Origin of the sequence: Streptomyces sp. NBC_01352 (assembly GCF_036237295.1) — a bacterium.
GTDB lineage: Bacteria > Actinomycetota > Actinomycetes > Streptomycetales > Streptomycetaceae > Streptomyces > Streptomyces plumbiresistens.
Genome location: NZ_CP108354.1, coordinates 7,941,357 through 7,960,369, shown reverse-complemented (window position 1 = coordinate 7,960,369; position 19,013 = coordinate 7,941,357). Strand labels below are relative to the sequence as shown.

Here is a 19,013-nt window from a genome sequence, read left to right as displayed (position 1 = left end):
TGTCCCTTCGCCGCGGTTGCCTGATGGGGATCACGCTAGTAGTGATCCAGGTCACACAGGGATGGGCGGGAACGACAATTCCGTTGGAATGTCAGGTAGTTGATCTACTCGTCGTCGAGTCCGCGTTCTATCGCGTACCTCACCAGTTCGACCCGGTTGTGCAGTTGGAGCTTGCCGAGGGTGTTCTGGACGTGGTTCTGGACCGTGCGGTGCGAGATGACCAGGCGTTCGGCGATCTGCTTGTAGCTCAGGCCCTTGGCGACCAGGCGCAGCACCTCGGTCTCCCGGTCGGTGAGCTGCGGGGCTCCGGGCGCGCCGGTGTCCGGGGCGGGCGCGGGCTCGGCGGCCAGGCGCCGGTACTCGCCGAGGACCAGGCCGGCCAGGCCGGGCGTGAACACCGGGTCGCCGACGGCCGTACGGCGGACCGCGTCCACCAGTTCGTCCGTCGAGGCGGACTTCAGCAGATAGCCGGTCGCGCCGGACTTCACCGCCTCCAGCACGTCGGCGTGCTCACCGCTCGCGGACAGCACCAGGACGCGCAACGCCGGGTTGGCGCCCACGAGTTCCTTGCAGACCTGGACGCCGGGCTTGGCGGGCAGGTTCAGGTCCAGCACCAGTACGTCGGGCGCGGCGGCCTTCGCGCGGCGCACGGCCTGCTCGCCGTCGCCCGCGGTGGCGACCACCTCGAAGCCCGACTCACCCAGGTCGCGGGCGACCGCGTCGCGCCACATGGGGTGGTCGTCGACCACCATGACCCTGATCGGCCCCGGCCTGCCCTCGCTGCTGTCCGTCATCGCTTCTCCGCCTTCCCCCGTGAAGACTTCGTCTCCTTCGGTATCTTCAGTTCGACCTCCGTGCCCTGGCCGGGCACCGAGATCAGTTCGGCGCTGCCGCCGAGTTCACGCAGCCGGCCCCGGATCGAGAGGGCCACGCCGAGCCTCCCCTCCCCTTCGGCCTGCGCGAGGCGGCCTTCGGGGATGCCGGGGCCGTCGTCCCGGACGGTCACGATCACCTCGTCCGGCTCGTCCTCGACGAGGATCCACGCACGCGCGTGCTCCCCCACGTGCTTGCGGACATTGTCCAGGGCGGCGCCCACGGCCGCGGCCAGCTCGCGTGCCGCCTCCGGGGGCAGCGGGACAGGGGCGCCCGGCTCGGCGAGGTTGACGTTCGCCGAGGCGTACCGGGCGAGCAGTGCGCGCACGTCGACAGGCCCGGTGGAGTCGTCCGGCTCCTCGACGGCCCGTACGACCGCCCCCTCGGCCGCGTCCTCCGACGCGCGGGAGACCGGCACCAGGCCGCCGGAGACCAGCGTGCGCAGGGCGACCTCCTGCTCGCCCGCCATCCGGCCCAGCGCGGCCGCCTCACCGCCGAGGACCGCGCCGCGCCGCTGCACCATCGCCAGCACCTGCAGCACGCTGTCGTGGATGTCCCGGGCGAGCCGCTCCCGCTCCCTGGTCGCGGCCTCGATCTCCAGGGCGCGGGCGAGGGTGCGCTCCGAGGCGCGGGCGACCTCGACGACGTATCCGATGGCGATGGAGGCGACCCAGACGAGGACCACGTTGTGGACGGTGTCGCGGGCCGGGCTGCCGCGCTCGACCAGGTTGGCGACGGCGACGGCGGAGGAGGCGACCGCCGCCCAGCGCCAGCCGCCCTTGATCGCGAAGGCCAGTACGGAGCCCGCGGTCCATATCGACGGCAGGGTGGGTCCGCCCGCCTGGATGCGCTCGTGCTCGTCGGCGACGAGGGTGAGCAGGATGCCGGTGAGCGCGATGGTGAGGTCTGCGGCGAGGAAGCGCTTGGTGCAGCTGGCCGCGTTCGCGACCTTCGGGAGGGTGGCCACGGTCCAGACGGACAGGACGCAGTAGTACGCGATGGCGACCCAGGGGCGCGCGAACTCGTCGTAGGCGGTGGCGAAGAACCCGATCGCGTACAGCATGGTGAGCACGCGGTAGCCGGCGAGCGCACGCCACATTGGCTGCTCGACCGACATCCGCATGACTCTTTCGCGCCTGACCATGTCCCCCCACCCCCGACCGACCCCCGGCTGTCGCCTAGGACTCGGTCTTCTCCTTCTCGGCCTGGTCCTTCGCCGCCTGATCCGCCGCAGCCTGTTCCTTCGCCGCCTGCGCGAGCGCGGCCCTGGCCGCCTTCTCGGCTTCCCTCTCGGCCTTCGCCGCGTCCGCGATCTGCCGCTTGGCGGCGGTCGCGTAGATGTCGACGTACTCCTGGCCGGAGAGCTTCATGATCTCGTACATGACCTCGTCGGTCAGCGCGCGGAGCACGAAACGGTCGTGCTCCATGCCCTGGTAGCGGCTGAAGTCCAGCGGCTCGCCGATGCGGATGCCCGGCCGCATCAGCTTGGGCATCACCTTTCCGGGCGGCTGGATCTTCTCCGTGTCGATCATGGCGACCGGGACGACCGGCGCACCGGTGGCGAGCGCCACGCGCGCGAGGCCGCCGGGCTTGCCCCGGTAGAGCCGGCCGTCGGGCGAGCGGGTGCCCTCCGGGTAGATCCCGAACAGCTCACCGCGCTCCAGCACCTCGATGCCGCTCTTGACGGCCGCCTCGCCCGCTCCGCGCGCCCCCGAACGGTCCACCGGGAGCTGGCCGACGCCCTTGAAGAAGGCGGCCGTCAGACGGCCCTTCACACCGGGCGTGGTGAAGTACTCGGCCTTCGCGATGAAGGTGACCTTGCGGTCGAGGACCGCCGGCAGGAAGAACGAGTCGGAGAACGACAGGTGATTGCTGGCCAGGATGGCGGGGCCCTCGGCGGGAATGTTCTCCAAGCCGTCCACCCAGGGCCTGAAGGCGACCTTCAGCGGCCCTCCGATGGCGACCTTCATCGTGCCGTACAACAACCGAGTGCCTCCTGTGTGCGTCGGTCAGACCTTAACCCGGAGCGCTGTCGAACAGACCGACGGCCCTGGTCGGTGTCAGTGCGGTCGCGTACGGTTAACCGCACCTGGACTCGTTCACGCCCTTCTCATGAACAGGAGACCGAAGGTGCCGGTCCTCCCTGGAGCCGAGCCGTTCCGCCACGAGGGCGGGGACACGGGGGTCCTCCTCTGTCACGGCTTCACCGGTTCCCCCCAGTCGCTGCGCCCCTGGGCGGAGTATCTGGCCGCGCGCGGACTGACCGTCTCGCTGCCGTTGCTGCCCGGCCACGGCACCCGCTGGGAGGACATGCAGTTCACCGGCTGGCAGGACTGGTACGCCGAGGTGGACCGCGAGCTGCGTGCCCTGCGCGAGCGCTGCACGCGGGTGTTCGTGGCGGGCCTGTCGATGGGTGCCACGCTCGCGCTCCGGCTCGCGGCCAAGCACGGTGACGAGGTCAGCGGCCTCGTGGTCGTCAACCCGGCGAACCGGATGCACGGACTGGCCGCCCACACCTTGCCGGTGGTCCGCCACCTCGTCCGCACGACGAAGGGCATCGCCGACGACATCGCCAAGGAGGGCAGCGTCGAGCTGGGGTACGACCGGGTGCCGCTGCGCTCCGCGCACTCCCTGCGGACCTTCTTCCGGCTGGTCGACGGGGAGCTTCCGCAGGTCACCCAGCCGCTGCTGGTTTTGCGCAGCGCCCAGGACCATGTGGTGCCGGCCGCCGACTCCGCGCGCGTGCTGAGCCGGGTGTCATCCACGGACGTACAGGAGATCGTGCTGGAACAGAGCTACCACGTCGCGACGTTGGACCACGAGGCGGACCGGATCTTCGAGGAGAGCTACGCGTTCATCGGCCGCCTGGCACCCAGCATCGGCAAGGAAGGGACGGCTGCACGTGGCTGAGCACGACTCCGATCGCGAGGACCGTGAGGAGCGCGAGGACCGCGAGCCGGACGAGCAGCACGTCCCGTTCGACGAGGAGGCCGCCTGGGCGGCCATCGTCGCCGGGTACGGCGAGGAACCGTCCGACCCGCCCGGCTCCAAGCCCTTCAAGTCGGTCGAGGACCTGGCCCTGCTGGAGTCCGAGACGAACGAGACGAACGACGGTGGCCCCAAGGACGCGAAGGGGCCCACGGAGGCCAAGGAGGACAAGCCCGCGAAGCCGCTGGGCGGCTCCGTCGCCTTCGCCCCCGGGGTCGGCGGCCCCCGGGACTACAGCATGCCCGAGCCGGCCGAGGAGGGGTCCAAAGAGGACTCCGAGGAGGACGACGAGGGCCACTTCGTACCGCCGGAGCCGCCTCCGCTGCCCGCCGCCGACGCGACCGCGAAGTTCGCCTGGCTGGGGCTGCTCGGCGGGCCGGTGCTGCTCCTGCTCGCCGTGCTGCTCGGCTGGGACATGACCTGGTGGCTCGCCACCCTCGGCATCGGCGGCTTCCTGGGCGGTTTCGCCACGCTCGTGATGCGGATGCGGTCGGACGACGAGGACGACGACGACCCCGGTCGGGGAGCGGTCGTCTGAGCGGATCGGGCGAAGTCCGGTTCGCTTCTTCAGCGCCCTGAAGGCAGCGCCCTGAAGGGACGCGGGGCTGTGTTGCATGTGCGGCTGCCGCCGCGCGGGCGCGACCAGCCACGACGGCCCCGCAGACTCACGCACTTCCCGCGGAGCGCTCAGCGCGGGTCCGACGCGGGGATTCTGAGGGCGGCCAGCACCGGAAGGTGGTCCGTGGCCGCCCTCAGGTCTGTCTCCGTCACCCCGGGATGCCCCAGCGGCACCCCGCACCCCAGCACCTCCACACCCTTCGTCGCGAAGATCGCGTCGATGCGCCGGCGGGGGTCGGTGCGTGTCCAGGTGTGTTCGCCGCCCCAGGGGGCCATGGCCCAGCAGTCCTGGAGACTCTCGGTGAGGCGGGCGAAGGTGCGGCCGCCGGGGTGCTCGTTCAGGTCGCCGCCCGCGATCACGTGCTCCACGCCCATGCCGGCGAGCCGGTCGAGGAGCAGGCCGGCCTGCTCGTACCGCTCGTCCTTGCGCAGCGACAGATGACAGCTCAGGACGCCGACCCGGGCGCCCCCGAACCGTACGACCGCGGTGGCGAAGCCGCGGCGGTGCTGGCCCGGGGTGAGGGGCAGCAGCACGTCCTCGGTGCGCTCGACGGTGGCCCGGAGTGAGCAGAGGATCGCCGGGCCGGCCGCCGTGCCGCCGCCGGAGAGGATCACCTGGCCGGAGGCCGCGGCGAGCCGTGCCAGCTTCTTGCGCCAGCGGAAGAAGCGGGGGGCCTCCTGGACGAGGACCAGGTCGGGGGCGCAGGCGCCGATCACTCGGGCGAGGGCATCGGGGTCGTCACGCATCGAGCGGATGTTGTAGCTCAGGACGCGGATGACGGCGGAACCGTCGGGCTCGGTTCGGGAGTTGGGGAGCAGCGTCATGTGGATCAATGTACGCCTGACAGCCCAGGTGCAATTGTCCGTTTGCGGCTGCCGGGGGCGTTGTGGTTGCTCGCGCCGTTCCCCGCGCCCCTTTCGGGCGCGGGGAACCCACGTACCTGGAGAAGTGACCGCTACATGATCGGGTCGGGCTCGCGGGCCAGGTCCGCCGCGCCGACCATGCCCGCCTTGTTGCCCAGCTGGGCGGCGATGACATCGGCCACCGGGCGCCAGTTGCCGCCGACCAGCCAGCGCTTGTACGACTTGCGGATCGGGTCGAGGACCAGCTCGCCCTCGTCCGAGAGGCCGCCGCCGACGATGAAGGCGGAGGGGTCGAAGAGGGAGGCGAGGTCGGCGAGGCCGGCGCCGGCCCAGCGGGCGAGCTCGCGGTAGGAGTCGACGGCGACCGGGTCGCCCTGGCGGGCGGCCATGGAGATGTGCTTGCCCTCGATGCCGTCGGGGCTGCCGTCGCCGAGGCCGAGCAGGATCTCCGCGTTCTCGGGGGTCGCGTTGGCGCGCTGCTTGGCGTACCTCACCAGGGCGCGCCCGGAGGCGTACTGCTCCCAGCAGCCCTGGCTGCCGCAGCCGCACAGCAGCCCGTCCGGGACCATGCGGATGTGTCCGAACTCGGCGGCCACGCCGAAGTGCCCGCGGCGCAGCTTGTTGCCGATGATGATGCCGCCGCCGAGGCCGGTGCCGAGGGTGATGCAGATGACGTTGCGGTGGCCCTTGCCGCCGCCGAACTTGTACTCGCCCCACGCGGCCGCGTTGGCGTCGTTCTCCACGACGACCGGCAGGTGGACGCGTGCCTCGACCTTCTCCTTCAGCGGCTCCTGGCGCCAGTCGATGTTCGGCGCGAAGTAGACCGTGGAGCGCTGACGGTTGACGTATCCGGCGGCACCGATGCCCACGCCGACGATCTCGTGACCGGCGCGCGCACCCTCCACCGCGGAGGCGATGGCGTCCACGATGCCCTCGGACGTACCCGGGGTCGGCACCTTGAAGGTCGAGAGGATGTTGCCTTCCTCATCGACCACGCCGGCCGCGATCTTCGTGCCGCCGATATCGACGCCGATGGTGAGTCCCATGAATCCCTCAGTTTCGGTCGAGCCCCGCTACGGCCAACCGTACCCGAGGCCCTGCCGTCGGGGTCCCGTCGTCCGCCCGTCGGGCGGGGGCCCCGTCAGTCCAGGTCGATGCGCTCGCCGGGGCCCGGCTCGTCACCCTTGTCGGGGCGGCCCTCGTCCAGGTCACGGGGGTCGCTGCCGCCGGTCGTCCAGCGTCGCTCCTGGGCCTCGACGGCGGAGCGGTAGGCGGCGAGCAGTTCGTTGCCCGCGGCGGCCAGGTGGTCGAAGACGTCCGGGTTGCGTTCGATGACAGGTTCGACGGCCGCCTTGGCCTGCTGCACGACCTGCTTGACCACCTGCTGGGCGGCGGGCCCGGCGACCGCGCCGAACAGCGGGGACTGGAGGCCGGACAGCCGGTCCGCGACGGTGTCGACGAATTTGCGCAGTTCCTCGGCGGCCGAGCCCGGCGGCGGGCCGTAATCGGCACGGCGGCGGGCCTTCTCCGCCGCGAGGTCCTCGGCACACGCCGTCGCCCACGCGTCGGCGTCGGTCGCCCGCACCTCGTCGACGGCCTCGCGCCCGGCGGAGTCGGACGGGGGGAGCTCTTCGCTCATGACGGACTCCTGACTACGGTTCGTCCCTACGACGTTACCCGAACGGCCGTATGCGGTTCACCGTGTCCCGGGCCATAGTTCCGGGTCGGGCGCGAACCGGATCCGCAGCTCGCCCTCCCGCAGGGACGCCCCGTCGACGGTGCAGCGGCGCAGGGCCGACGGCAGCGGGACGATCCGGCGGAACCGCCCCGCGCTGACGACGAGTTCGTCGCCGCGCCGGATGAGGTCCAGTTCGTGGCGTATCGCGCCGGGCAGCGGGAGGTGCCAGATGAGGACGCCGTCCTCGGCGAGGTGGTCGGTGACGGGCCACTCGACCGTGGAGGCCTCCGCCTTGACGCCGGGGGCGGCGAGCTCGGCGAGGTCGTCGGCGCCGCGCGGGTCGCGGCCCAGATGGGCCACGGGCCGGACGTCGTACGACTCCTGCCACTCCGCGAGGATCTTGCGCTGCTGGGCGACGGGCCCGGCGAGCCAGCTGTCCCCCACCGCCTCCGGCAGCACCCGGTTCGCCACCAGCACGTCGGGGCGCAGGCCGCGCAGGGCGAGGCCGAGGCCGGCACTGGTGACGGCGTCGGCGCCGGCCGGTGTGGGGTCGGCGACCAGCCGTACGGAGGTGCTCCGGTCGGCGACGACCGCCTCGACGGCGGCCAGTTCGACGTCCCAGCGGGCGGCGGTCTCGTACAGCCACTGCGCGGGCATGGGCACGCCGGCCAGCCGGCCGAGGACGGGACGCAGGGCACGGGCCGCCTGCCGCTCGGGCGGGAGCAGGCGGCGCAGATAGCGGCGCAGCTCCTCGGGGAGCGCGAGCAGGGCGAGGGCCTGCGGGGTGGGCGGCAGGTCGACCACGAGCAGGTCGTGCGCCTCGGCGAGGACCGCGTCCCGCAGGGCGCGCAGCAGGGTGAGTTCCTCGGCGCCGGGGAGGGGGGTGACCTCCTCGGGGTCCAGGCGGGAGGCGCCCAGGAGGTCGAGGACGGAGGACGCGCGGTCCTGGAAGGCGGCCAGGTCGTCACGGAAACCCGCGGTCGCGTCGGGCCGCCACGCGGTGAGGTTCGCCGCGGCCCGCACCGGCGCCGGACCCGTCGGCGTGCCGAGCACCGCGCCGAGGGTGTCGGTGCGGTCCGCACTGAGGACGAGGGTGCGGGTGCCCTCACCGGCGGCGGCGAGTGCGGTGGCGGCGGCGACCGTCGTACGGCCGCTGCCGCCCGGGCCCGTGATCAGGATGGTGCGCATGGGGGTGAACGGTACCTCCGCCCACCGCCCTGGCGGGGACGGCGGCTTCGCCCCCGACGCTACTTCGCCCCCGACTCCACCCGCTTCTTCAGGCCGGCCAGCGCCCGGTCGATGATGACCTTCTCCGCCTTGCGCTTGATCATGCCGAGCATCGGGATCTTGACGTCGACGGTGAGCCGGTACGTCACCTCGGTCGCCCCCGCGCCCGCGGACTTGAGGAGGTACGAGCCGTCGAGCGAGCGCAGCATCTGGGACTTCACCAGGGTCCAGGAGACCTCGTTCTCGCCGGTCCAGGTGTAGCCCAGGACCTGGTCGTCCTTGATCGCCCCGGCGTCCATGACCAGGCGGACCTGTTCGGCGCGCCCCTGGGCGTCGGTCGCCAGGACCTCCGCCTCCTTCACCTCTCCGGTCCAGTCCGGGTAGCGGGCGAAGTCGGCGATCACCCCCATGACATCGGCCGGTGCCGCCTCGATCGTGATGCTCGAGCTGGTGTGTTCCGCCATCGCTGTGGCTCCTCCAGATGCGGGCCGGTAGGCAAGTCCACCGTGCACAAGCCTGCGCACGTGTGTGCAGCGTGAAGGCTACCGCGCGGTCGACCGGCCGCCTTCACCCCCTCAGCTGCGGTCTCTCACCATTCGAGTGCCCAGGGCTTCCCGGATCCCGCGAAGTGCCCGACGTTCACGCATTCGGTCGCCCCGATCCGCATCCGGCGCACCAGCGGCTGGTGGACGTGACCGAACAGCGCGTAGCGGGGCCGGGTGCGGCGGATCGCGTCCAACAGCGCCCGGCTGCCCCGTTCGAAGCGGCGCGCGACGGTGTCGTAGACCAGCTCGGGCACCTCCGGCGGGATGTGCGTGCACAGCACGTCCACCTCGCCCACCGCCTCGATCGTCGCCGCGTACTCCTCGTCGCTGATCTCGTACGGCGTCCGCATCGGCGTGCGCAGTCCGCCGCCCACGAAGCCGAAGACCAGGCCGCCGATCTCGACCCGCTCCCCGTCGAGCACGGTCGTGCCGGGACCGGCGTACTCCTGCCACAGAGGCGGCATGTCGACATTGCCGTAGGTCGCGTACGTCGGTGTCGGGAACGCCGCGAACATCTCGGCGTACTGCTTGCGCACCGCCTGTTCGATCACCTCGGCGCGATGCTCGCCGACCCCCGCCCACAGCCGGGCCCCGAGCTCGCGTGCCTCCTCGAAGCGGCGGGCGGTGCGCAGCTCGACGATGCGGTCGGCGTTCTCCACGCCGAAGAGGTCGGGGAAGATCCCGCGCGAGTGGTCGGCGTAGTCGAGGAAGAGGACGAGGTCACCCAGACAGATCAGGGCGTCCGCGCCCTCCCCGGCTCTGGCCAGGTCACGGGCGTTGCCGTGCACGTCACTGACCACATGAACGCGTGTCCTGCCGTTTCCGGCTGGTGTGGGTGCCATGACGATCAAGCGTAAGCGTGTGCGGCATACGTGAACAGTGGCGGCGGGGCCTGCGGTTACTGGCCAGTCAGTTAGGGGGTGGACTACTGTGCGCGGAGGAAAACCAATCTGTGTGACGCAGCGAACATCTCGCCGGGACCCCCTGTCGAAGAAGCCATACCGGCGGGTAACGTCCGGTCGGTCCAGTCGTGCTCAGGATTTCAACCACCGGGTCCCCGAGTCCCGGAGCGAGGCTCTGAGCACCCGCCCGAGTCGTGGACCGGACCGTCGCATCACACAACGTCGTGGCGCCGGCGCCCTATGAGGAGCAGCAGTCTTGCGCGAGTTCAGCCTTCCGGCTTTGTACGAGGTCCCTGCGGACGGCAATCTCACCGACATCGTCCGGAGAAACGCCGCGCAGCATCCGGATGTCGCCGTGATCGCCCGCAAGGTCGACGGTGCCTGGCAGGACGTGACGGCCACCGCCTTCCTCGCCGAGGTGCACACGGCGGCGAAGGGGCTCATCGCCTCCGGCGTCGAGCCCGGCGACCGGGTCGGCCTGATGTCCCGCACGCGGTACGAGTGGACGCTGCTCGACTTCGCGATCTGGTGCGCGGGCGCGGTCACCGTGCCGGTGTACGAGACCAGCTCGGCCGAGCAGGTCCAGTGGATCCTCAGCGACTCGGGCGCCACCGCCTGCGTCGTCGAGCTCGACAACCACACGGCCGCCGTCGAGTCGGTGCGCGACAGCCTGCCCGCCCTCAAGCACGTCTGGCAGATCGAGGCCGGTGGCCTGGAGGAGCTGGGGCGCCTGGGCCAGGACGTCTCCGACGAGACCGTCGAGGAGCGCAGTTCGCAGGCCAAGGCGGACGACCCGGCGACCATCGTCTACACGTCCGGCACCACGGGCCGGCCCAAGGGCTGCGTGCTGACCCACCGCAGCTTCTTCGCCGAGTGCGGGAACATCGTGGAGCGCCTGCGCCCCCTGTTCCGCACCGGTGAGTGCAGCGTCCTGCTGTTCCTGCCGCTCGCGCACGTCTTCGGGCGGCTCGTGCAGGTCGCGCCGATGATGGCGCCGATCAAGCTGGGCCTGGTGCCGGACATCAAGAACCTCACCGACGAGCTGGCGTCCTTCCGGCCGACCCTGATCCTCGGTGTCCCGCGCGTCTTCGAGAAGGTCTACAACTCGGCGCGCGCCAAGGCGCAGGCGGACGGCAAGGGCAAGATCTTCGACAAGGCGGCGGACACCGCGATCGCGTACAGCAAGGCGCTGGACACCCCGTCGGGCCCGTCCTTCGGCCTGAAGATCAAGCACAAGACCTTCGACAAGCTCGTCTACAGCAAGCTGCGCGCGGTGCTCGGCGGCAAGGGCGAGTTCGCCATCTCCGGCGGCGCCCCGCTGGGCGAGCGCCTCGGTCACTTCTTCCGCGGCATCGGCTTCACGGTCCTGGAGGGCTACGGCCTGACCGAGTCCTGTGCCGCCACCGCCTTCAACCCCTGGGACCGCCAGAAGATCGGCACGGTCGGCCAGCCGCTGCCCGGCTCGGTCGTCAGGATCGCGGACGACGGCGAGGTGCTGCTGCACGGCGAGCACCTGTTCAAGGGCTACTGGAACAACGAGGCGGCCACCGCCGAGGCGCTGGCCGACGGCTGGTTCCACACCGGTGACATCGGCACCCTCGACGAGGACGGCTACCTCAGGATCACCGGCCGCAAGAAGGAGATCATCGTCACCGCGGGCGGCAAGAACGTCGCCCCGGCCGTGATCGAGGACCGCATCCGCGCGCACGCGCTGGTCGCGGAGTGCATGGTGGTCGGCGACGGACGGCCGTTCGTCGGCGCGCTGGTCACCGTCGACGACGAGTTCCTGGGCCGCTGGGCGGCCGAGCACGGCAAGCCGGAGGGTTCCACCGCGGCGTCGCTGCGCGAGGACCCCGACCTGCTGGCCGCGATCCAGTCGGCGATCGACGACGGCAACGCCGCGGTGTCGAAGGCGGAATCGGTGCGGAAGTTCCGCATTCTGTCCTCCCAGTTCACGGAGGAGTCGGGCCACCTGACGCCGTCCCTGAAGCTCAAGCGCAACGTGGTGGCGAAGGACTACGCGTCCGAGATCGAGGCCATCTACCAGAAGTAGCAAGGCTCCTGACGGACTTGACGGACTGTCATGGCGCGGTGTCCTCGGCGAGGACCCGCGCCATCGTCCGTTCGGCGAGCGCGGTGATCGTCACGAACGGGTTCACCCCGATCGACCCGGGCACGAGCGAGCCATCGGTTACGTACAGCCTGGGATACCCCTTCACCCGGCCGTAGTTGTCGGTCGCCTTCCCCAACACGCAGCCGCCCAGCGGGTGGTACGTGAAGTCGTCGGCGAAGACCTTGTTGGACGAACCGAACAGGTCGTACCGGTAGATCGTCGAGTTCGCCGAGTTGATCCGGTCGAACAGCTTCTTGGCCATGGCCACGGAGACCGCGCTGTGGGCGGCCGTCCAGCCAAGCCGCACGCCGCCCGTCCCGCTGTCGTACGAGAACGACGCCCGCGACGGGTTCTTGGTGATCGCCAGATACAGACTGACCCAGTGCTCGAGTCCCGTCGGCAGCGGGGCGATCTCCGCGAAGACGGGGTTGGCGGTGTTGGCCCAGTCGTCGATGCCCATGACCGGCATGGTCGACTGGTTCGCCCCGACCGTGTCCCAGAGGTGGTTGGCGCGGCCGAGCATCACGTTGCCGTTGGTGCCCCAGCCGGCGCCGACGCTCGCGTCCAGGGCGGGCAACGTGCCCGTCTCCCGGGCGCGGACGAGGAGTTCGGTGGTGCCGAGGCTGCCGCCGCCGAGGAAGAGGTACGCGCAGCCGTACTGCTTGGTCTCGACGACCGTGCCGGTGGTGTCGATGCGGTCGGCGGTGAGCAGCCAGGAGCCGTCGGCGGCGCGGCTGATGGCCCTGACCTTCTCCATGGTGTGGATGGTGACGTTCCCGGTGCCGAGGGCCGAGGCGAGGTACGTCTTGTCGAGGCTGCGCTTGCCGTGGTTGTTGCCGTAGATCACCTCGCCGGCGAGCGCGGACCTGGTGGCCGTACCGGCCGCCTCGCGCTGCATGTACCCGAAGTCGTAGACGTTCGGCACGAAGGTGGTCTTCAGGCCGGTCTTCTGGGCGTGGGCGCGGGAGATCCGGGTGAAGCGGTACCACTCCGTCGACTCGAACCAGGCGGGGTCGACGGTGTTGACGCCCAGCATGGAGCGGGCGCGCGGGAAGTAGGTGCCGTACATCTCGGCGGAGTCGACGGTGGGGAACTGCTCGGCGAAGTACGCCTTCAACGGCGTCACCGCCATCCCGCCGTTGACGAGGGAGCCGCCCCCGACGCCCCGGCCGACGTACACGGACATCGCGTCGAAGTGCACCCGGTCCAGGACTCCCGGGTAGGCGCTGATGTCCCTGTTGACGACGTCCAGCCACAGGAAGGTGGCCAGCGGCGCCTCGGTGCGGGTGCGGAACCACATGGACCGCTGGTCCGGGGCGCTCGTGGAGCAGAAGACCTTGCCGTCGGCGCCGGGGGTGTTCCAGGCCCGGCCCATCTCGAGGACGAGGGTGCGGATGCCGGCCTGGCCGAGGCGGAGGGCGGCGACGGCACCGCCGTAGCCCGAACCGACCACGATGGCGGGGGCGTTGTCGACGGCGGCGGGCTCGGCGCCCGAGGCCGTCTGGAGACCGATGCGGGTGAGACCGGACGCGGCGGCGGTCTGCAGGGCCACCATGCCCAAGATTTGACGTCTCGTCAGCTGACGCTGCATCAGTTTTGCTGTCATGTGCGCAGCATCGGCGGATTATTTCCCTCCGCCTAGGAGTCGCGCACCGGCAACTGGGAGTCCCGCTACAGCAACGTCTTCAACTTTTCCGCCAGCAGGTCCCAGCGCCACTTCTCCTCGACCCACGCCCGCCCGCGCTCCCCCATCCCGCGGCGCAGCTCGGCGTCCTGGAGGAGGACGAGGATGCGGTCGGCGGCCTCCTCGGCCGAGCCGCCCCGGACGACCCAGCCGGTCTCGCCGTCGAGGACGGCGTCCGGGGCGCCGCCGGAGTCGCCGGCGACGACGGGCAGCCCGGTCGCGGAGGCCTCCAGGTAGACGATCCCGAGCCCCTCGACGTCGAGTCCGCCCCGCCGGGTCCGGCACGGCATGGCGAACACGTCACCGGCGCCGTAGTGCGCGGGCAGCTCGGCCCAGGGCACCGCGCCGGTGAAGCGGACGGCGTCGGCGACCCGGGTCTCCCGCGCGAGCCGGCGCAGCTCCTTCTCGTACGGCCCGCCGCCCACGATCAGCAGCACGGCGTCCGGCTCGGCGGCCAGGATCCGCGGCATGGCGAGGATCAGCGTGTCCTGCCCCTTGCGCGGCACCAGCCGCGAGACGCACACGATCACCGGCCGCTCGCTCAGCCCGAGCCGCGCCCGGACCTCGGCACCGCCCGAGCCGGGGTGGAAGGTCTTCTCGTCGACGCCCGGCGGCAGCTGCGCCATCCGCCCGGCCGCGTCCGGCGTCAGCGCGCCGGCGATCCGCGAGCGCGTGTACTCGCCGAGGTAGGTGAGGGTGTCCGTGGACTCCCCGATCCGGCGCAGCAGCTGTCGCGCGGCGGGCAGCTGGGCCCATCCGGCCTCGTGCCCGTGGGTGGTGGCCACGATCCGCTCGGCGCCCGCCTTCCGCAGCGCCGGCGCCATCAGCCCGAGCGGCGCCGCCGCCCCGAACCACACCGAGGTGCACCCGTGCTCGCGCAGCAGCCCGACCGCCCGCCGGGTCGCCGCGGGCGTCGGCAGCAGCATCGTCGTGGAGTCCCGTACGACGGTGAAGGGCTGCTCGGCGTCGAAGGCGGCGGTGGCCTCGGCACCCTCCCGGCCGCGCTTCCACGTGGAGGCGTACACGACGAGCCGCTCGGGGTCGAGGCGCAGCGCCATGTTGTGCAGGAACGCCTGGATGCCGCCGGGCCGGGGCGGGAAGTCGTTCGTGACGATCAGGGTCTTGTGCATCGCCCCAGACCCTACCGAAACCGCCTGCTCACAGCCGCTCGCGGTGGCCCCTGTGGCACGCTCACAGGAGGGGACGACATCATGTTCCCCTCAAGGCGGGAATCGAACGGGCAGGGGATCACGTGGAGACGACGGGCGCGAGGCGGTCGCTGCCGTGGCTGCTCATGGCCTGGGGCGTGACCAGGCTGCTGCTGCTGCTCTTCGTCTTCAAGGTGTACGTCTTCCCGGGCCCGGACGTCACCAGTGACGTCTCCGTCATCTACCACGGCTGGTACGAGGTGCTGCGCACCGGCACCTTCCCGCTGGACGACGTCACCTGGCAGTATCCGCCCGCCGCGGCCCTGCCGATCCTCGCCCCCGGTCTGCTGCCCTTCCTCGACTACGCGTCGGCCTTCTTCGTCCTCGCCTTCCTCGCCGACCTGGTCGCCCTGTCCCTGCTGGTGTACGCGGGCCGCCGCCCGAACCGACGGCTGAGCGGTGCCTGGGTGTGGGTGGCGGGCGTACCGCTGCTCGGCCCCACCGTCTACGCCCGCTACGACGTGATGGTCACCGCGGTCGCGGTCGCCGCCCTGCTCGCGGGCTCCCGGCGTCCCCGCCTGATGGGTGCCCTCGCGGGTTTCGCGGCGATGCTGAAGGTGTGGCCGGCGCTGCTGCTCCTGGGCGTGCGCACGCGCGGCGCCTGGATGTCGGCGGTGGCGACCATGGCCGGACTGGCCGCGCTGTTCACCCTCGCGATGCCCGGCGCGTTCGCCTTCCTGACCTTCCAGCGCGACCGGGGCACCGAGGTGGAGTCGCTGGGCGCCCTGGTCTTCCACGTGGCCCGGCACTACGGCTGGGACGGCCAGGTACTGCTGAACTACGGCTCGGTCGAGTTCCTCGGCCCATGGGTGAACATCGTGAGCACGGCCGCGCTGGCCCTCACCGGCATGACCTTCGGCTGGCTGCTGCTGTGGCGGCTGGTGGCGACCCGGTTCGAGGCACACACGGCGGCCGACGCGGCCTTCGTCGGGGTGCTGATGTTCACCGTGACCAGCCGGGTCATCAGCCCGCAGTACATGGTGTGGCTGGTCGGCATCGCGGCCGTCTGCCTGTGCTTCCGCGCCACCCTGATGGGCCTGCCGGCCGGCCTGGTGCTCGCGGCGTGCTTCGTGACGGTCCTGGAGTTCCCGCTCTATTTCGGGAACGTCGTGGCCAGCGACCCCCTCGGCATCACCCTGTTGGTGGTCCGCAACGGCCTGCTGGTCCTCGCCGCCGTCGTCGCGGCCCGCCGGCTGTGGCGCTCGACGGTGCCGAAGCCCGTCCCGGCCGAGCTGCCCGATCAGGCGGCCGGCGCCGGTCGCGCCAAGGAGACCTCGGCCTCCTCCTGACTCCGGGCCCGCCGGAACAGCACCACCAGGGCCCCGCACTGCACCGCCATGGCCAGCGCCAGCGCCAGGCACACCCCCGGCAGGCCGAGGCCCGTGAGGCCGTACGCCAGGGGCAGCTGGACGGCCGTACCGAGCACCGTCACCCGCAGCAGCGCCGGAGCGCCCCGCTGCCCTCGAAGACCCCGCCGGCCGCGATGAAGCAGGCCATCAGCAGCAGGTAGGGGCCGACGCAGCGCAGGAACAGGGTGCCGTCGTGGGCGACTTCGGGCCCGGCGCCGAAGGCGGCCATGATCCAGGGGGCCGTGACGAACAGCAGGGCGGCCGCCACGAGCCCCGCCGCCCCGGACACCAGCACCGCCTGCCGCCCGATCTCCCGGCGTGCGTCCCGCCCGGCGCCCCGGGTGTGCGCGGTGTGGATCGAGGCGGCCTGGCGGACGGCGTAGAAGGCCATGGTGGCGACGTACATGACCTTGTACGCGATCGAGTAGGCGGCGACCGCCGTCACCCCGAGCCGCGCCACGATCACCACCAGCGCCGGCGCCCCGGCCTGCCGCACGGTGAAGTCCGCGGACATCGGCAGCCCGGTCCGCAGCGTCCGCCGCGCCGCCGCCCAGGTGCCCTCAGAGGGCCGTACGCCCGCGCACTGCCGGAGCAGCTCGTTCCGGCGCAGGGCGAGCAGTCCCACAGCGAGGGCCACGCACCGGCACAGCACGGTGGAGACGGCGGCGCCCCGGACACCGTGGAGGTGGATGAGAAACGGGTCGCAGACCAGGATCAGTCCGTTGGCGAGGAGGGTTGGCCGCGGGGGTTCCGTCTGGTGTCGCCGGTGCCTTTGAGGATGCCATCGTCGAGCTACGGGGCGAAGAAGCGGCGATCTCAGGCGGGGAGGTGACCGAGGGTCATATGCCGAGCGACGGAAGCTGTCCAACCCAAAGGGGCGCGGGGAACTGCGCGACCAGCCCCCAACGGCCCGCACTCGACAACGGCCAAACCGCCGGAGGCACCCGCACGTTCTCGGCGTTGGTCGCCACGGCCACGGCGGCGACGGCCGGACCGCCGAGCCGGGAGACCCACAGGGTGTTGATGATCCCGGCGGCGACGGACGCCAGGAGCCCGAAGTAGACGGGGTGGGCGAGTGACACGAGCTGCTTGCGATGAGCGTCCCCCACGACCACCACGGCCACCACGACTCCCCTCGTTTCGAGCTACCACGAAACGAGGTAGCTCGATAAGAGGTCGCATGGCGCCACGACACCCGCAAGGAGGAACCGGTGCTGGAGCTGTCGATCCTGGGCTTCCTGACCGAACAACCGCTGCACGGCTATGAGTTGAAGGAGCGCATCAAGGCACTCAGCGGCCATGTCCGCCCGGTCAGCGACGGTGCCCTCTACCCGGCGATCACCCGCCTGGTGACCGCGGGCAAGCTGGACCAGCACACCGAGCCGGGCACGAGCGCGGCCCCGCGCCGGATGCTGTCCCTGACCGACAAGGGCCGCGAGGACCTGCTGGAACGCCTGCGGCACCCCAAGCAGGCCGAGATCACGGACCACGTGCGCTTCAACACGCTTCTGGCGTTCCTGCGGCACCTGCCCGACCGCCGGGAACAGGCCGCGGTGCTGCGCCGCCGGCTGGAGTTCCTTCGGACGCCCGCGAGCCTCTTCTACGCGGAGGGGAAACCCGTACGGGCGGAGGAGACCGGCGACCTGTTCCGGGAGGGCATACTGCGGGTCGCACGGGCGACCGGGCGGGCCGAGCGGGCCTGGCTCGAAGAGGCCCTCGCACAGCTCGATCAGCCCGGCTGACCCGCCTCGGTCAGCCCAGCTGCTCCCGCAGATACTCCCTCCACTGCTCGGTGAACTCCCCCGGCGTCGTGTCGAGCACCTTCCGCATCGCGTCCTCGACCGCCCCCGGCCGCTTCTCGTGCGCCCCCACGGCCTTGTAGAACTCCTGCAGCCGCACCTCGCCCCAGCGCTCGGCGATCATCCGGCAGGCCATCCAGCCGCCCTCATAGGCCCGCGCGAGCCCGGCCGCGTCGCCGCTGAAGCCGAAGTCCCCGTCGGTCGGCAGCGCGGCCGGCAGGCTGCCCTCGGCGACGGCGTCCCACAGCTCGGGCGCGGCCTGGACCGGCGTACGCCCGCTGCCGCGGTAGCCGACCCAGTCGGCGTACCCCTCGGACAGCCACAGGGGCGTCGCGGGGGTGGTGTCGGCGCGGGTGGCGACATGGGTCGTCTCGTGGGTGAGCACGACCTGCTTGCCGACCGAGCCGAGGACGCCGTACGCGTCGGGGTTGACGATGATCCGGTCCGCGGGCGCCTCGGCCGGTGCGCCCGTCTCGCCGGTGGTGACCGCCGCGATCCCGCGGTAGGAGGAGGCGGGCGAACCGAGCAGCCCCGCCATGCCCTCCAGCGACCTCGGTACGAGCACGACGACGTGCCGGGGCCAGTCGGTGCCCCACGCGTCCGACACGGCCGGTACGGCGCGGTCCGCCAGATCCGCGTAGGAGTGCAGTTCCTCGCCGGACCGGCCGACCCCGAGGACCAGGCTGTGCCGACCGCGTACGGTCATCACCTCGCCCTGGTCCCACAGTTGTTGGGCGGTCTTCTTCGCGGGCTGCTCGGCGTCCACGTACCACTGCCCGCCCGCGTCCAGGCTGAGGGCCAGCGTGCGGCCGACGGTGACGGGGGCCCGGTCGTAGCCCTGGACGCGGTAGCGCAGTTCGACGTCGGCGGTGGCGGTGCTGCCGGTCCGGTGCAGGGCGGTGACGCGGTAGGACCAGTCGGCGAGCGGGACCGCGCTGAGGTTCGTGAACCAGCTCAGCGCGCCCGTCTTCACGAACGCCGCCCGGTCGCGGTCCAGGACCGCGGTCGCCCGCCGGTCCAGGACCCGCTGCACATCGGCCTTCGCACGGTCGGTGGCGGGCTTCCCGCCGCATCCCACCAGCGCGACGAGCAACAGCACACACAGCGCAACGACTCCGCGTCCCGCCACCGCCCCAGGCCCTGTCGCCGAATTCCCGTCGTCCGC

The 19,013-nt window shown here is 71.7% G+C and carries 17 protein-coding genes and 1 pseudogene; 5 read left to right on the top strand and 13 right to left on the bottom strand.

Annotated features, from left to right (window positions below):
- Window positions 1-104 precede the first annotated feature (104 nt).
- Genes OG252_RS36655 through OG252_RS36645 form a run of 3 tightly spaced genes read right to left on the bottom strand, consistent with a single transcriptional unit; the run spans window position 105 to window position 2,843 of the window.
- Window positions 105-794 carry a response regulator gene (locus OG252_RS36655; RefSeq protein ID WP_266440869.1) on the bottom strand — a complete coding sequence of 230 codons (690 nt, stop codon included), beginning with the start codon at window positions 792-794 and terminating at the stop codon, window positions 105-107.
- Window positions 791-2,017, bottom strand: a complete 1,227-nt coding sequence (gene macS / locus OG252_RS36650) for a MacS family sensor histidine kinase (protein WP_329341587.1) — start codon at window positions 2,015-2,017, stop codon at window positions 791-793. The genes OG252_RS36655 and macS overlap by 4 nt, the downstream gene beginning before the upstream one ends.
- Before the next feature lie 34 nt (window positions 2,018-2,051).
- On the bottom strand, window positions 2,052-2,843 hold the full coding sequence (locus tag OG252_RS36645) for a lysophospholipid acyltransferase family protein (RefSeq protein WP_329345275.1): 792 nt from the start codon (window positions 2,841-2,843) through the stop codon (window positions 2,052-2,054).
- Window positions 2,844-3,003: 160 nt separating this feature from the next.
- Between OG252_RS36645 and OG252_RS36640 the strand changes: the two genes are divergently transcribed.
- Together OG252_RS36640 and OG252_RS36635 are read left to right on the top strand one after the other, a co-directional pair.
- Window positions 3,004-3,783 (top strand): alpha/beta hydrolase, encoded by a 780-nt coding sequence (locus tag OG252_RS36640; protein ID WP_329345272.1) that lies wholly within the window; start codon window positions 3,004-3,006, stop codon window positions 3,781-3,783.
- A complete protein-coding gene (locus OG252_RS36635; protein ID WP_329341585.1) occupies window positions 3,776-4,399 on the top strand; it encodes a hypothetical protein in 624 nt (207 codons plus the stop codon). Before OG252_RS36640 ends, OG252_RS36635 begins: the two co-directional genes overlap by 8 nt.
- A 149-nt stretch (window positions 4,400-4,548) precedes the next feature.
- Here OG252_RS36635 and OG252_RS36630 read toward each other — a convergent pair whose 3' ends face one another.
- The 6 genes from OG252_RS36630 to OG252_RS36605 form a co-directional block, all read right to left on the bottom strand.
- Window positions 4,549-5,304, bottom strand: a complete 756-nt coding sequence (locus tag OG252_RS36630) for an endonuclease/exonuclease/phosphatase family protein (RefSeq protein WP_266440861.1) — start codon at window positions 5,302-5,304, stop codon at window positions 4,549-4,551.
- Window positions 5,305-5,435: 131 nt separating this feature from the next.
- Complete coding sequence (locus OG252_RS36625; protein ID WP_266440858.1) at window positions 5,436-6,389, bottom strand: ROK family glucokinase; 954 nt, start codon at window positions 6,387-6,389, stop codon at window positions 5,436-5,438.
- Between the two features lie 95 nt (window positions 6,390-6,484).
- Window positions 6,485-6,982, bottom strand: coding sequence for a DUF5304 domain-containing protein (locus tag OG252_RS36620; RefSeq protein ID WP_266440855.1), 498 nt, complete (start codon window positions 6,980-6,982; stop codon window positions 6,485-6,487).
- 57 nt (window positions 6,983-7,039) lie between these two features.
- Entirely contained in the window at window positions 7,040-8,209 is a 1,170-nt protein-coding gene (locus tag OG252_RS36615) for an ArsA family ATPase (RefSeq protein ID WP_329341582.1), read from the bottom strand.
- 59 nt (window positions 8,210-8,268) lie between these two features.
- Window positions 8,269-8,712 (bottom strand): SRPBCC family protein, encoded by a 444-nt coding sequence (locus OG252_RS36610; RefSeq protein WP_266440850.1) that lies wholly within the window; start codon window positions 8,710-8,712, stop codon window positions 8,269-8,271.
- A gap of 125 nt (window positions 8,713-8,837) precedes the next feature.
- Entirely contained in the window at window positions 8,838-9,593 is a 756-nt protein-coding gene (locus OG252_RS36605) for a metallophosphoesterase family protein (protein ID WP_329345270.1), read from the bottom strand.
- A 358-nt stretch (window positions 9,594-9,951) separates the two neighbouring features.
- On the opposite strand from OG252_RS36605, the gene OG252_RS36600 reads away from it, so the two are divergent.
- A complete protein-coding gene (locus OG252_RS36600) occupies window positions 9,952-11,748 on the top strand; it encodes an AMP-dependent synthetase/ligase (RefSeq protein WP_266440848.1) in 1,797 nt (598 codons plus the stop codon).
- A gap of 28 nt (window positions 11,749-11,776) precedes the next feature.
- Here OG252_RS36600 and OG252_RS36595 read toward each other — a convergent pair whose 3' ends face one another.
- Window positions 11,777-13,363 (bottom strand): GMC oxidoreductase, encoded by a 1,587-nt coding sequence (locus OG252_RS36595; RefSeq protein ID WP_329341578.1) that lies wholly within the window; start codon window positions 13,361-13,363, stop codon window positions 11,777-11,779.
- A 116-nt stretch (window positions 13,364-13,479) separates the two neighbouring features.
- A complete protein-coding gene (locus tag OG252_RS36590) occupies window positions 13,480-14,622 on the bottom strand; it encodes a glycosyltransferase family 4 protein (RefSeq protein ID WP_266440844.1) in 1,143 nt (380 codons plus the stop codon).
- A 122-nt stretch (window positions 14,623-14,744) separates the two neighbouring features.
- On the opposite strand from OG252_RS36590, the gene OG252_RS36585 reads away from it, so the two are divergent.
- Window positions 14,745-15,989 carry a glycosyltransferase family 87 protein gene (locus OG252_RS36585; RefSeq protein WP_329341575.1) on the top strand — a complete coding sequence of 415 codons (1,245 nt, stop codon included), beginning with the start codon at window positions 14,745-14,747 and terminating at the stop codon, window positions 15,987-15,989.
- Here the strand turns inward: OG252_RS36585 and OG252_RS36575 are convergent.
- Window positions 15,941-17,164, bottom strand: a pseudogene (locus tag OG252_RS36575) (MATE family efflux transporter). The gene OG252_RS36585 and the pseudogene OG252_RS36575 sit on opposite strands and share 49 nt — an antisense overlap.
- Before the next feature lie 96 nt (window positions 17,165-17,260).
- Between OG252_RS36575 and OG252_RS36570 the strand changes: the two are divergent.
- Window positions 17,261-17,791, top strand: coding sequence for a PadR family transcriptional regulator (locus tag OG252_RS36570; protein WP_329341572.1), 531 nt, complete (start codon window positions 17,261-17,263; stop codon window positions 17,789-17,791).
- A gap of 10 nt (window positions 17,792-17,801) precedes the next feature.
- On the opposite strand, the gene OG252_RS36565 is transcribed toward OG252_RS36570, so the two are convergent.
- The gene (locus OG252_RS36565) at window positions 17,802-18,953 is read right to left on the bottom strand and encodes a hypothetical protein (RefSeq protein ID WP_443068510.1); all 1,152 of its coding nucleotides are present in this window, start codon (window positions 18,951-18,953) and stop codon (window positions 17,802-17,804) included.
- Between the last annotated feature and the right edge of the window lie 60 nt (window positions 18,954-19,013).